The organism is Coriobacteriia bacterium (genome assembly GCA_013334745.1).
GTDB lineage: Bacteria > Actinomycetota > Coriobacteriia > Anaerosomatales > JAAXUF01 > JAAXWY01.
Window position 1 is genome coordinate 1 of record JAAXWY010000032.1, and the last position, 14450, is coordinate 14450.

The following is a 14450-nucleotide window of genomic DNA, read 5'->3' on the forward strand; positions in this document are numbered from 1 at the left end:
CGCGCGAGTACGCCGCGTCTGGCTCACGCCAGCAGGTCAGGACCTTGCCCCTGTTGTCGAGACGGTTGCGCGCGAATGGAACGCACTTGTGGGTGATGGGTGGGACATGGAGCGATGCTCGGCCGTTCTGCTCACCCTGCACGAGATGCGGGACCGCGTGCGCGACAGCCTAGCGATCGACCGAACCCACGACTGAAGCCAAAGCGGCCCTCCCCTTTCGGGAAGAGCCGCTGTTCATTCATGGTGTCCGAGGAGGGATTTGAACCCTCACGCCCTTGCGGGCACTAGGCCCTCAACCTAGCGCGTCTGCCGTTCCGCCACTCGGACTTACGCAAGCGCCTTTGGGGCGCGAGTCGGTAGTGTAGCAAAGGGTCTTGTGCGCGGCTAGGGAGAATCGAGATTCCCTTGGTGACGAGCGGCGTAGGCCCTGAAATCATCGGCCGGAAGCGCAGGACTGTACAGGAAGCCCTGCGCGTAGTCGCACTCCATTTCAAGGAGCCACGCGGCCTGCTCGGAGTACTCCACACCTTCGGCGATCGTCTCCATTCCGAGGTGGGAACCGAGGTCGACGACGGTGCGCACGATGGCCTTACGCTCGGGTCCTGCCTGCATCGCCGCAACGAACGAGCGGTCGACCTTGAGCGCGTCAAACGGTTGGCTTGCAATGCTGTCCAGCGCCGAGTAGCCGATTCCGAAGTCGTCGACGGCGAGGCTGACGCCCAGTTCGTGCAGCGCATTGAGCGTCGCACGCACCTTATCGGACCCGCCCAGTGCTGTTCCCTCGGTGACTTCTATTCCAAGTTGACCGGGTGCGATCCCGTTGTCGTCTATAGCGCGTTTGACCGTCTCCACGAGGCGCTCATCGCTGAACTGGTGCACCGATACGTTCACCGAGACGCGCATCAACGGCAGCCCGGAGTCCTGCCACTCGCGCGCCTGTCGACATGCTTCGGTGATGACCCAGCGACCGATCGGAACGATCAGCCCGCTCTCCTCGGCGGCAGGGATGAACCGCTCTGGCGAGATCGGATCGCGATCATCGCCGAACCAGCGGCACAGCGCCTCGGCACCGATCACGGCGCCGTCCCGCAGCCGCACGAGCGGCTGGTAGTTCAGCGTGAGTTCGTCGTTCTCGAAGGCGGAGGCGAGCTCCTGCTGAAGCTCGAAGCGCTCGTACGCTGCCGTACCCATGGCACTGTCGAAGAGGGTGTAGCGGTTCCTGCCCGCGGCCTTCGCCGCGTACATGGCCAGGTCCGCCTGCCTCAACAGCGACTCGGGAGTCTCGTCCTCTCCGCGGTAGAGCGCTACACCCGCAGACGCGGTCACGCGCACGCTCGTGTGTCCGACGAGTACCGGTCGCTCGAGCATCGTCAGAGTGCGAGGCACGACCAGGGCGACGGCCTCGGGATCCGTGTCGCACAGCAGGAGCACGAACTCGTCGCCGCCCACTCGGGCGACCGTGTCGGTCTCACGCACGACCGACAACAGGCACTGCGCCACAGCACTCAGCACAACGTCTCCACCGGAGTGCCCGAGCGAGTCGTTGACCGGCTTGAGACGGTCGAGATCAAGGAATACAACGCCGAGACAGCCGCCGCTCCGACGGACACGCGCCATCGCCGTGAGCAGGCGGTCGTCGAGCAGCCGGCGGTTGGCAACGCCGGTAAGCGGATCGAAGTACGCGAGTTGCTGCATCGCCTGCTCGGCTCGGTAACGTTCACTCAAGTCGCGTGAGACGCTCAGGATGACCGGCTCTCCGCCGGCCTCTGTAACGCTCGAATGCACTTCGACAGGGACCTCGTCACCCGACTTCGTGAAGTCGACTGATTCGTAGATGGCCCGACCGTCCTCAAGCGTCCTCTCGAGCGCGTGGGCGACCTGCGTCGCATGCCCGGGTGCAGCGAGATCGGACACGTTCATCGCCATCAGTTCCGACCTCGAGTAGCCGCGAGAAGCGACTGCGGCCTCGTTGGCGTACACGATCTGGCCCTTGAGGTCGGTGACCCAGATCGCGTCGGTCGCCGAGTCCAGAAGGATGGACTTGATCTCGAGTTCACGCCGACCGATGGCCAGTTCGTTCTCGAACCGACCGATCTCATCGAGGGTCGGGTCTCGCTCCACCGTGAGCGATATCTCCTTCTTCAGGCCCGCCCCCATGCCCTCACGAGCGAGCGCACCCAGTCGCCTGAACACGAGCCGATCGAGCATCAAGAACAACACGATACCCATGACAAGGGTCAGCACGAGAATGACCGCGGCGACCGCGTACTGCGTTCTGCGAATCGTGACGATGATGCTCGACAGGTCGTGTGACATCAACACGAGACCGACGGGCCGACCCAGTGCATCTCGCACAGGAAAGTGTCCGACCGCGGTTGACCGACCGGGGCCCTCATAGATGATGCCGACGTACTGGGCGGTGGTGCCTGGAGTGACAGGAAGCTGGGCCTTGTCTAAGTACTCAGGGGCGAATGCCGAGGATGTCCCGGCGACGACATAGTCAGGATGATCGTTCCAGTCGTCGCGCAACCCCGCAGATCGTCGATACGCCGCCCAGTCCTCATGCTTGAGACTCGTCTTGGAAAGTAAGAGAGTGTAGTTGTCGGCCATGCCATGGGCCGGCATCAAACTCATGAAGTGCTCGATCTCCTCACCGACCTCCATGTACCCGATGATCGGGTCCGCGCCTGAGGTTCCCGGTTGAGAGGCGGGCGATGAGCCACCACGGTAGAGCGGATGGACGACGCGCAGGGCGAATGCCGTCTTTCCAAGGTCCAGACCACTCCCGTAACCGGCGGTCCGTTCCGCAATCCCAAAGGTCGAGCGCGTGACCAGGTCGCCTGATTGCTCCGGGCGATGCACCCTCAGGAGCACGTGCCCCTCCGGATCCATGAAGTACAGGTGAGTGATGCCGCGCCGCTCCTCGAGGATGCGATAGAGCGGGGACGAGACGGCGAGCAGGGTCGCCGTGTCCTCCTCCGCAAGCGCCGCCCGCAGGTCCTCACGATCCATGAGGCTGTCGAGCACCGCGGCAAGCATCGCCGTATCGCGGGACTGAAGATCGGCGAAGCTCTCCTGTGCCGACCGCAGTGCCAGACTGCCGTTCTCCTCGGCGTCCTCAGCGTAGTCGGCCTCAAGCAGCACCAGAAGCGCGAACAGCGCCAGCATCACTCCGATGAGGAGCGTGAGCGCGATTCGGAGCTTGATCGACCACTTTGCCATGGTTTCCCGTCAGACCGCGGTTGCCGACAGCTCACTACTCGCACCGACAGGGATCGGATACGCCTTGGCGAAATGGCACGCGGCCATGTGGTCGTTGCCGACCGACTTGAGCTCCGGAACCTCCTCTGCACACAGAGGCAGCTGAGCGATGGGGCACCTTGTGTGGAATCGGCATCCCGACGGCGGGTCGATCGGACTTGGCACGTCGCCCTGGAGAAGGATGCGCTGACGTGTGCGCTGCAGGTCCGGATCGGGCACCGGAACCGCCGACAGAAGCGACTGCGTGTACGGATGACTCGGGGACACATAGAGTTCGCGCCAGTCGGCGATCTCGACCATCTTGCCGAGGTACATGACGGCTACCCGATCGGATATGTGCTGAACGACCGAGAGGTCATGCGCGATGAATATGTAGGTCAGACCGAACTCGTCCTGCAAGCGGTCGAGTAGGTTGAGCACCTGGGCCTGGATCGACACGTCGAGTGCAGACACGGGCTCGTCGCAGACGATGAGCTTCGGGTTAAGCGCCAGTGCGCGCGCTATCCCGATGCGCTGCCGCTGGCCACCTGAGAACTCATGGGGGTAGCGGCTCGTGTGCTCGGGGTTGAGCCCCACCACCTCAAGCAGCTCCTTCGCGCGCTTGACCTGCTCGGAGTGGGTGCCGATGCCGTGAATCGTGAGCGGCTCGGCCACCACCTCACCGATGGTGAAGCGCGGATTGAGACTCGCATAGGGGTCCTGGAAGATGATCTGAACATCGCGACGGTACGCCTGCAGGTCCCTGCCCTTCAGCGCGAGCGCATCGCGCCCGTCGAAGGTGATGCTGCCACTCGTCGGCTCGGTCAGTCGGATGACGCAACGCCCCGTCGTGGACTTGCCACAACCCGACTCGCCGACAAGTCCCAACGTCTCGCCGGAGTTGACCGAAAACGACACGTCCTCCACCGCTGACACGTACTTGGGTGCCAGGCGCGAGAACATACTCTGCTCGACGGGGAATCGCTTCGTGAGACCCTCGACGCGGATGAGCTCGCTCATCAGGCACTCACCCCCGCGCACGCCATCTCGGTGCGAGTGAACCCAGCGTCACCGGCAAAGTGACAGGCGGCCGTGTGCAGCCCCGATATCTGGCGAAGCTGGGGCACCTCGGTGTGGCAGATGTCTTTCGCGTACGGGCACCGTGGATGGAAAGCGCAGCCAGCGGGCACGTTGACGAGCGATGGCGGTTGCCCCTGAATCGGGCACAACTCCTCCTTCTTCTCGACGTCATGCCGTGGTATCGAATCCATGAGTCCCCACGTGTACGGGTGCGACGGCCGGTAGAACACCTCGTCGCAGGTCCCGTATTCGACCGGTCGGCCGGCATACATGACCAAGATGTTGTCGGCCATGTCGGCAACGACTCCGAGATCGTGGGTGATCATGATGATCGCGCTGCCGGTACGAGTCTGCAGCTCCTCCATGAGCTCGAGAATCTGCGCCTGGATCGTCACGTCGAGCGCAGTGGTGGGTTCATCGGCGATGAGAATCGCTGGATCACACGAGAGCGCCATGGCGATCATGACCCTCTGGCGCATCCCCCCGGAGAACTGGTGCGGGTAGTCCCGAAGTCGGGCTTTGGCCTGCGGAATGCCGACGAGCTCAAGCAGCTCGACCGAGCGAGCCATCGCGTCGCGCTTGGACATCCCCTTGTGCAAGATGAGCTGCTCGGAGATCTGGTGTCCGATGCGGTACACGGGATTGAGTGAGGTCATCGGGTCTTGGAAGATCATCGCGACGTCGTTGCCGCGAATCTTGCGGATCTCGTCTTCCTTCATCGTGAGAAGCGACTTGCCGCGCAAGAAGACGTCCCCGCCCTCGATGCGCCCCGGTGGCATCGGGATGAGCCGCATCATCGTGAGTGCTGTGACCGACTTGCCCGAACCGGACTCCCCCACGACTCCCAGCGTCTGTCCCGGCTCGAGGTCGTAGGACACGCCATCGACGGCTTTGACCACGCCGTCGCGTGTGTGGAAGTACATCTTCAGCCCTTGGACCGAAAGCAGCGCCTCAGCCATGTCTCAGTCCTTCATCTTTACGTCGAGGGCATCGCGAACGCCATCACCAAGCAGGGTGAACGCGAGAACCGTGGTCAGAATCGCGAGACCCGGCCAGACGACCAGCATCGGGTTGCTCGTCATGAATGCGCGACCCTCTTCGATCATGCGGCCCCAGGTGATGGTCGGCGGCTGAACGCCAAGGCCGAGGAAAGACAGAGCCGCCTCGGTGAGGATCGCGCCGCCGACTGACATCGTGGCGTAGACGACGATGGGCGCGATCGCGTTGGGCATGATGTGCCTGACCATGAGTCGGACGTCACTTGCGCCCAGTGCGCGCCCAGCGTCGACGTAGTCGTTCTGCTTAACCGAGAAGATCGAGCTGCGGAAGACGCGCGCGATACTCGGCCACCCGAGGAAGCCGATCGTGAAGACGACCGGCCAGATCGTGGTTCGCCAATCAGGCGGAATGACGGCGAGGAGCAAGATCGCGAACAGGATGTAGGGAAATGCGAGGAAAATGTCGGCGCCGCGCATGATCAGGGAGTCGATGAAACTGCCGTAGAACCCTGAGAACGAGCCGAGTATCAGTCCGATCAGCACCGTGAACGCGACGGCCAGGATACCGACCGACAGCGACACCCGTGCACCGTAGATGACTCGGCTGAATATGTCGCGGCCGAGGTCGTCAGTTCCCATGGGGTGCGCCAGTGACGGTGCCTGGAGCTTGGTCTTCATCGCGGTCACTGAGTCGATCACGGTCGGATCCCCGTACCGCTGAGGAATCCACAGGTCGGCGGTGAGCGCCATGAGCACGATACCGATGATCCAGGCCAGCGAAATCAACGCAAGCTTGTTCTTGCGTAGCCGATACCACGCATCACCCATGAGCGTTCGGGACTTGCCCGTCCCGACATCAGGTGCGGGCGCGCCGGGGGCGGTGTGCTCGTGACCCACGGGCGTAACCTCCGACTCGACCATTACGTCGAGCTTGCGCTCTTCCGGGTTCTCGATGTTCTTGTCAGTCGTCATCGGCTACTCCCCTGAGGCTCCGCCATAGCGGATCCTCGGATCCAAGAACGCGTACGAGATATCGACGACGAGATTGACGATCATGACCGCGATCAGGATGACAACGGTGCCCCCGAACACGACCGGGTAGTCCTTCGCCTGAATCGCCCGGAAGATCGTGTAGCCGACCCCGGGCCAGTTGAACACGGTCTCGGTGAGGATCGCCCCCGCGAGCATGGCGCCGAAGTCGAGACCGATGAACGTGACGACCGGGATCATCGCGTTCTTGAGGGCGTGGCTCCGAAGCACGCGTCCGCCTGAGAGGCCCTTGGCGTGCGCGGTACGTATGTAGTCCTGACTCAACACCTCAAGCAACTGACTGCGCATGATGCGCGCAGCATATGCCGTCGAGACGGAAGCCAGCGTGATCGCCGGAAGTATGAGGTGGGCAAGCGGCCCGAACGTCGTGCTCTCAGCGCCTGATATGGGCAGGTAGAAGGCCCCGTTCGTCCACTCCTTAAGGATGATACCGAAGAATATCTGAAGCAGAAGTCCGAGCCAGAAGACCGGCATCGCGACCAGAATTGACGTAGATAGGGTGACCATCACATCCCAGAAACTGTACTTCTTCACCGCCGAGATGATGCCAGCCGCCATGGCCACGATGATCTCGATGATGATCGCTGCGATGGAGAGTCGGACCGTGTAGGGATACGTATCGGCGAGAATCGCCTTCACGCTGCGCCCCGTGCGAATGCTGACACCAAGATCGCCGCGCGCAAGGTCGCCGAGGTAGTTGACGTACTGCACGTACCACGGCTTGTCGAAGCCGTGCTTCTCGACCAACTGCTGGTACACCGCCGGATCGGCTGCCCTCTCACCGAACTTGAGTCGGATCGGGTCGCCGAGAACCGTGGTCATGAGGAACAGGATGAGTGTCACACCGAAGAAGACCGGGATGAACTGAATCAGCCTGCGAGTGATGTAGCGAAACATGCGTCGCCTTCACGATCGGTGTGAGCGAGACCCGGGCGGTGGGACACCTGTGCGTCCCACCGCCCGTCTCGAAACAAAACGCGCGTGCCGAACGGACTACTTGGCGGCTGCTGAGAGCCAGACCTTCTGGAAGTCCGCGAGCCCCATCGCGCTATAGGTCAGTTCGTTCACACGATCCGACGCGACGTGGTGGTGCTTGTAGAACACGACCGGGATGACCGGAAGCGTGGAGCCGATAACCTTGTCGGCCTCCTGGTACAGAGCGATGCGAGCCGCCGAGTCGGTGGTCGAACGCGCATCCTTGAGCTTCTGATCGACGTCCTTGTTGCTGTACGACGACTTGTTGTCGCCAGCACCCGTGGTGAACAGCGGGAACAGGAAGTTGTCCATGATCGGGTAGTCGGCAACCCAGCCGAGACGACCGATCTGGAAGTTACCCGCGTCGTACTTCTTGAGCGTGTTGGGGAAGTCCGCAGTATCGAACTTCGCCGTCAGGCCGATGGCCTTCAGGTCGCTCTGGACGAGCTGCATGATCTTCTCATGGCCGCCGTCGTTGTTATACGTGATGGTGATGGCGGGAGCACCCTTGCCCTCAGGGAACCCTGCGTCCGCGAGCGCCGTCTTGGCTGCCTCGAGGTCGTACTTGGCATCAGGCCACGCGCCGGCCTCGTAGCCGGCGATTCCCGGCGGCACGATGTTGTCGGCGGGGTCACGAGTGCCTTCGTACGCAAGTTCGCAGATCGCAGCGCGATTGATCGCGAGCGAGATGGCCTTGCGAAGGTTCTCGTTCTGCATCTCCTTCTTCTTGAGGTTCACGACGAGGTAGTACGTCGCGTTCTCAGCACCCAGGAGAGCCTGCTTGCCAGGGTTGGCGGTGTAGCCATTCTCGGACTCGCCAAACTTCGCGACGGTCTCCTTGATCTTGCCGTCAGCGATCTGAGCGAAGTCGAGCGTACCGGCCTCGAACTCGGTGAATGCCGTGTTCGGGTCCTTGAAGATGCGGAAGTCGATGCCGTCGATGAGCGGCTTCTCGCCATAGTACTCATCGTTGCGAACGACCTTGATGTACTGGTCGTGCTTCCACGGCTCGCTCATCTTGAACGGACCGTTGCCGACAGGCATGTCACCGAAGGCGACCTTGGTGCCGTTGTAGTCGACGCCCTCGTCGACGTACTTCTGCGGTACCGGAGCGAGCGCCGGGTGACCGACCACGTACGGGAAGTCAGCAAACGCGTACGAAAGCGTGACCTCGAGCGTGTAGTCGTCGATGGCCTTCAGACCCGACATCTCGGTAGCCTTGCCGGCCTGGACCTCGTCGAATCCCTTGACGGGCATCAGGTGGTAGCTGATGACCGACGGGTCGACTTCCTTGGTCAGGGTGTTCTTGGTCTTCGGATTCGCGATGCGGTTCCACGAGTAGATGAAGTCCGAAGCCTTGACGGGGGTACCGTCAGCGAACTTGCCGTTCTTGTTGAGCACGAACGTCCAGACGGAGCCATCGGCGTTCGGAGTCCAAGACTCTGCCGCCGCGGGGATGACGTTCTCCGGCTTCAGCGGATCGAATGCGGTCAGCGAATCGAAAATCGCCTGTCCGACCTGCGTGCCCTCCGACTCCTGCATGTTGTAGGGGTCGATGTAGGCGGCGTCACCGAGATAGTAGGCGAGCGTTCCGCCCTTCTGTGCGGTGGTCGTCTCGCCACCGGTGGTGCCGGTGGTGGTCTGCTTAGGCGCACACCCGGCGCCAACAGCGGCGACGAGCCCGAGCGCAAGCATCAGCGCAATGGCCTTACGGTAGTTACCTTGCACGTCCCTGCCTCCTTCCAGCCCTGCTCAACAGTGCCATCCAATGGGATCAGCCGCTTCAGTGGGAGCCCCCGCTGTGCGCGCGGCACCTTCGGCATTTCGTCGTGCTCCACGCCAGCCCGGGTAATTCGGCCTGAAGCACAACGGAATCATCAGGGACGTGCATAGGGCGGAAGGCCCCGTGTATAGCCCCAAGACGGCCCGAAGGTAACCACCGTATAGCGCACCAACGAAGCGCGTGCACCGTTACGGCGTTGTGTACCCACGACAAGTCAACCGCATCGAGCGGCGTACTGCAAGGGAAACGGCTCTTGAGCCCGGGAACGGGCGTTGCAGCGCAGTGGCGCTAGAGAGCCTTGGGGTAGACGACCATGAGTACGAGGAGGCTCACGCCGAATGCGATGGCGAAGCCGATGGTGATGCGATCGAGGTTCTTCTCGATGAGGCTGGTGCCCGTGACATTCGTCGACATGGCGCCGCCCAGCATCTCGGAAAGACCCGTGCCCTTACCGGAGTGCAGAAGCACGAAGATGATCAGTCCGATGGAGGATACGGCCCACACGATCAGAGCCAGAATGAGTAGGGCGTTGTTCACAGGTGCTCCTCGAAGCGAGATTTCGGAATTCAGGCGCGTCTCGGCCGGGCCGTGACACGGTCACTCAGTATATCAGCAAGCTTGCGCCCGTCCACTCCATCGGAACGGGAACCCCTATCAGGTCCAGAATAGTCGGTGCGACATCGGCGAGCCGGCCGCCCGTCTTCAGCGCCGTGACGCCCTGTGCACAGACGACGAATGGCACGTCAGAGAGGGTGTGGGCGGTGAACGGAGTGGCGCCATCTCGGTCGAGCATCGTCTCCGCATTGCCGTGATCAGCGGTGATCAGTGCCACTCCCCCGCGCTCCGTGACCGCCGAGACGACGGCCCCGACACCGACGTCGACCGCCTCGACGGCGAGAACGGCAGACGCGAAATCACCGGTATGCCCGACCATGTCGCAGTTCGCGTAGTTCACGATGTAGACGTCGGCCACGTCGCCCTCAACCGCCTCGAGGAGGCGCCGAGTGACCTCAGGCGCGCTCATCTCGGGCTTGATGTCGTAGGTGGCGATCTTCGGGCTGGGCACAAGCACGCGAACCTCCCCAACCTTGGGTTCCTCAGCGCCGCCGTTGAGGAAGAACGTGACGTGCGCGTACTTCTCGGTCTCGGCGATGTGGAGCTGGCGTAGTCCCGTCTCGGCGAGGACATCGGCGAGAACGTGCGTCGGGAGGTCTTTGGGGTAGGCGACCGGCGCAGGGATGGTGGGGTCGTACTCGGTCAGGCACACGAAGCGCACCGACGGTCGCACGGGTCGGTCGAAGCCTTCGAATGTGGCGTCGGTGAAGGCGCGAGTGATTTCTCGGGCGCGGTCGGGGCGGAAGTTGAAGAAGATGAGTGCATCCCCGTCGCACAGCGGCGCGCTCTCGACGACCGCGGGAACGACGAATTCATCGGAGACGTCCGCGGCGTACGATGCGGCGACTGCGTCAGCGGCGGTGTCGGCCGCCACCCCCTCGCCGAGCGTGATCGCACGCCATGCCTTCTCGACCCGGTCCCATCGGTTATCGCGGTCCATCGCGTAATAGCGACCCATGACCGTGGCGATTCGACCGGTGCCGAGTCCGTTGAGTACGGACTCTAGCTGCTCGACGTAGCCGAGGCCGCTTCTCGGCGGCACGTCGCGCCCATCGAGCAACGCGTGCACAAAGACGTCGTGTGCACCGCGCGCCTTCGCCATCTCGAGCAACGCGTACAGGTGCTCTTGGTGTGAGTGGACGCCGCCGTCCGACAGGAGCCCCATGAAGTGCACGGCTCGCCCGGCTGCAACCGCGGTGTCAATCGCGTGCGCGAGCACCGGGTTCTCGAAGATCGACCTGTCCTCGACCGCGAGGTTGATACGAGTGAGCTCCTGGTACACGACGCGGCCGGCACCGATGTTGAGGTGCCCGACCTCGGAGTTGCCCATCTGGCCCACAGGCAGACCCACCGCGAGCCCGGAGGCACATAGCGTGGTCTTCGCGCACTGCGAGAAGATGTGGTCGAGGTTGGGGGTATCGGCGGCATCTATGGCGTTGCCTGTCGCGGCCCCGGCTGCGCCGAAGCCGTCCATGATGACCAGGAGCGCAGGTAGGTTCTTCGTCACCTAGGCATAGTCCTTCGCGGTGGTCAGCATCGAGACGAACGAAGCGGCGTCGAGCGCCGCGCCGCCGACGAGCGCGCCGTCGATGTCGGGCTCGGGCATGAACAGCGCGATATTCTCGGGCTTGGCCGAGCCGCCGTACAGAACACGTACCTGGATGGCGACGGGCTGGCTGTAGAGCGCGCCGACCGTGGCGCGAATCGAGCGGCAGACATCGTTGGCAGCCTCGGGGGTGGGCGTACGGCCCGTCCCGATGGCCCAGATGGGCTCGTAGGCGATGACGATGCTCGCGACCTGCTCGGCGGTCAAGCCATCGAGTGCGCCGCGAATCTGGCCGCGCACATACGCATCGGTGTCGCCCGCATCGCGCGTCTCGAGCGTCTCGCCGCAGCAGATGATGGGAGTGATGCCGCCCTCGAGCAGAGCCTTTGCCTTCTTGTTGACGCTCTCATCGGTCTCGCCGAACATCTCACGACGCTCGGAGTGGCCGATGACGCAGTAGTCGCATCCGATGTCAGCGAGCATCGGCACAGAGACCTCGCCGGTGTAGGCGCCTTCGGACTCCCAGTGCACGTTCTGCGCCGCAAGCTTGACCGGCGAGCTGTCGAACTCAATGACGGTCGCCACGGGCTTGAGGTCGACGAACGGCGGGCAGACGACGGCCTCCACAGCAGCGGTCACGTCGGGTGCGTCCTTGAGCAGGTCGTCGATAGCCTGCGCGAGCGCGACAGCCTCACCCGGCGTCTTGTACATCTTCCAGTTGCCCGCGATCATCGGCGTGCGTGCCATGCGCTTCTCCCCTCGTACTGCCGCGTGTGCGGCGTGCGTGTCTGTTGTTGTGTGCTACCGGCTACTTGTCCAGGAGTGCCTCGACGCCCGGCAGCACTGTGCCTTCGAGCAGCTTCATGCTGGCCCCACCGCCCGTGGAGACGAACGTGACGCGATCCTCGAGGCCGAACTTGCGCAGCGCAGCGACCGAGTCGCCACCTCCGACTACCGAGACCGCACGGTTATTGCGCGAAATGGCCTCGGCGACCGCTCTGGTGCCATCCTCAAACGGCTTCATCTCGAACACGCCCATCGGGCCGTTCCAGAAGATGGTCTTTGCAGCCGAGATCTCGTGCTTGAACGACTCGTTCGATGCCGGGCCGATGTCGAGCCCCATCATGTTCGCGGGAATCTCCTCACGGCCGACAATGCGGGTCTCGGCGTCCTCCGCGAACGCGTCCGCCGCCACAAAGTCGGACGGAAGCACCAGGTCGCAGCCTTTCTCCCTCGCCTTCTCCAGCATCTTCTTGGCAGGCTCGATCCAGTCGGTCTCGACGATCGAGTTGCCGACCTCGATGCCCTGCGCGACGAGGAAGGTGAAAGCCATGCCGCCACCGATGAGGAGCACATCCACGCAGTCGATGAGGCGGTCGATGACCCCGAACTTGTCGCTGACCTTGCTGCCGCCGAGGATTGCGACGAACGGGCGCGCGGGGTCCGCGAGCATGTCGCCGAGCGTCTCGACCTCGCGGGCAAGCAGGAGGCCTGCGTACGCGGGCAGCAGGTGCGTCACGCCTTCGGTCGATGCATGCGCGCGGTGCGCCGCACCGAACGCGTCGTTGACGTAGATGTCGGCGAGGTCGGCGAGCTGCTTGGCGAATTCAGGGTCGTTCGCCTTCTCGCCGGGGTTGAACCGCAGGTTCTCGAGCATGAGCACTTCGCCGTCGATGAGACGCTCGACTGACTCGGTCGTCTCCTCGCCCACCGTCTCAGGCGCGAAGTAGACGTTTCGGCCCAGCAGGCGCTGGAGCGTGCGACGGGCGGGCTTGAGCGAGAACTGCAGGTCAGGCTCGCCCTTGGGGCGGCCGAGGTGCGAGCACAGGATCACCTTCGCGTGGTGGTCGACGAGATAGCGAATCGTGGGGAGCGCCGCGCGCACGCGGGTGTCGTCGGTGACGGCACCGTCAGTGATCGGCACGTTGAAGTCGACGCGAACAAGCACGCGCTTTCCTGCTACGTCGACGTCCTTGACTGTCTTCTTCGGAAACATGCTTCCTCCGGCGGAGATGGTGAACGGGGCCCCGATGAACGGGGCCCCGCCAGGAGTCTGTATCGGACTGCTACGCCATGATGAGCTTGGCGAGGTCAACGACGCGGTTGCTGTAGCCCCACTCGTTGTCATACCAGGAGACGCACTTGACGAACGTACCTGCGCCGCCGCCCATGACCATGGTCTGGAGCGAGTCGTAGACCGACGATGCAGGGTTGCCCACAACGTCGACCGAGACGATCGGATCCTCGCAGTACTCGAGGAAGCCCTTCATGGGGCCGTCCGCCGCCGCCTTCATCGCTGCGTTGATCTGCTCCTTGGTGGCGGGCGTCTCAAGCTCAGCGACGAGGTCGACCACGGAGCCGTCCGGAGTCGGAACGCGCATCGACATACCGTCGAGCTTGCCCTTGAGGTCCGGCAGCACGAGGCCGATGGCCTTGGCGGCACCAGTCGACGTCGGGATGATCGACATCGCTGCAGCACGAGCGCGACGCAGATCCTTGTGCGGCACGTCCAGGATGCTCTGGTCGTTGGTGTAGCTGTGAATCGTGTTCATGAAGCCCTGCTTGAGACCGAAGCTGTCACGCAGCACCTTGGCGAAGGGCGCGAGGCAGTTGGTCGTGCAGGAAGCGTTGGACACGATGAAGTGCTTCGAGGAATCGAACTCGTTGTCGTTGACGCCCATGACGATGGTGATGTCCTCGTTGGACGCGGGGGCCGAGATGATGACGCGCTTGGCGCCGGCGTCGATGTGCGCCTTGGCCTTGAGTGCGTCGGTAAAGAAGCCCGTGGACTCGACGACGAGGTCCACACCCAGAGCACCCCACGGCAGGTTGGCGGGATCGCGCTCCGAGAGCACCTTGACCGGGTACTTCGTGCCGAGAAGCTCGCCGAGCAGGCTCTTGCCGTGGATGACGATGGCGTCTTCCGTGGCCTCGACCTTGTGCACGAACTTCTTGTGAATCGAGTCGTACTGGAGCAGGTGCGCGAGGGTCTTGGTGTCCGTCAGGTCATTGACCGCGACGATCTCGAACGCCGGGTTGTCGAACATCGCGCGAAACACCATGCGGCCGATACGGCCAAACCCATTGATGCCGACCTTGATAGTCAAGCCCATCCCTCCTTGGATGACGACCGCTCCGTTGCGGCCCCTAACTGAAACGTCAC

9 protein-coding genes, 1 tRNA gene and 1 pseudogene are annotated in these 14450 nt (G+C 63.2%); all 11 read right to left on the bottom strand.

Annotated elements, in window-relative coordinates; translation table 11 throughout:
- Positions 1-241: 241 nt before the first annotated feature.
- Positions 242-327: transfer RNA gene (locus tag HGB10_08550), tRNA-Leu, on the bottom strand.
- Positions 328-384: 57 nt separating this feature from the next.
- Positions 385-3222 (bottom strand): EAL domain-containing protein, encoded by a 2838-nt coding sequence (locus tag HGB10_08555; protein ID NTU71851.1) that lies wholly within the window; start codon positions 3220-3222, stop codon positions 385-387.
- A 9-nt stretch (positions 3223-3231) separates the two neighbouring features.
- Positions 3232-4260 (bottom strand): dipeptide ABC transporter ATP-binding protein, encoded by a 1029-nt coding sequence (locus tag HGB10_08560; protein NTU71852.1) that lies wholly within the window; start codon positions 4258-4260, stop codon positions 3232-3234.
- Positions 4260-6239 (bottom strand): annotated as a pseudogene (locus HGB10_08565) (dipeptide/oligopeptide/nickel ABC transporter permease/ATP-binding protein). Before HGB10_08565 ends, HGB10_08560 begins: the two are co-directional and overlap by 1 nt.
- 54 nt (positions 6240-6293) lie before the next feature.
- Positions 6294-7265, bottom strand: a complete 972-nt coding sequence (locus tag HGB10_08570) for an ABC transporter permease (GenBank protein ID NTU71853.1) — start codon at positions 7263-7265, stop codon at positions 6294-6296.
- Between the two features lie 96 nt (positions 7266-7361).
- Positions 7362-9071: a peptide ABC transporter substrate-binding protein gene (locus HGB10_08575; protein ID NTU71854.1), complete on the bottom strand. Its 1710-nt coding sequence runs from the start codon at positions 9069-9071 to the stop codon at positions 7362-7364.
- Between the two features lie 343 nt (positions 9072-9414).
- Complete coding sequence (secG, locus tag HGB10_08580; protein NTU71855.1) at positions 9415-9663, bottom strand: preprotein translocase subunit SecG; 249 nt, start codon at positions 9661-9663, stop codon at positions 9415-9417.
- 64 nt (positions 9664-9727) lie between these two features.
- Positions 9728-11215: a 2,3-bisphosphoglycerate-independent phosphoglycerate mutase gene (locus HGB10_08585; protein ID NTU71856.1), complete on the bottom strand. Its 1488-nt coding sequence runs from the start codon at positions 11213-11215 to the stop codon at positions 9728-9730.
- A 33-nt stretch (positions 11216-11248) separates the two neighbouring features.
- The gene (locus HGB10_08590) at positions 11249-12034 is read right to left on the bottom strand and encodes a triose-phosphate isomerase (GenBank protein NTU71857.1); all 786 of its coding nucleotides are present in this window, start codon (positions 12032-12034) and stop codon (positions 11249-11251) included.
- Positions 12035-12095: 61 nt separating this feature from the next.
- Entirely contained in the window at positions 12096-13283 is a 1188-nt protein-coding gene (locus HGB10_08595) for a phosphoglycerate kinase (protein ID NTU71858.1), read from the bottom strand.
- 70 nt (positions 13284-13353) lie between these two features.
- Complete coding sequence (gene gap, locus HGB10_08600) at positions 13354-14394, bottom strand: type I glyceraldehyde-3-phosphate dehydrogenase (GenBank protein ID NTU71859.1); 1041 nt, start codon at positions 14392-14394, stop codon at positions 13354-13356.
- Positions 14395-14450: the final 56 nt, after the last annotated feature.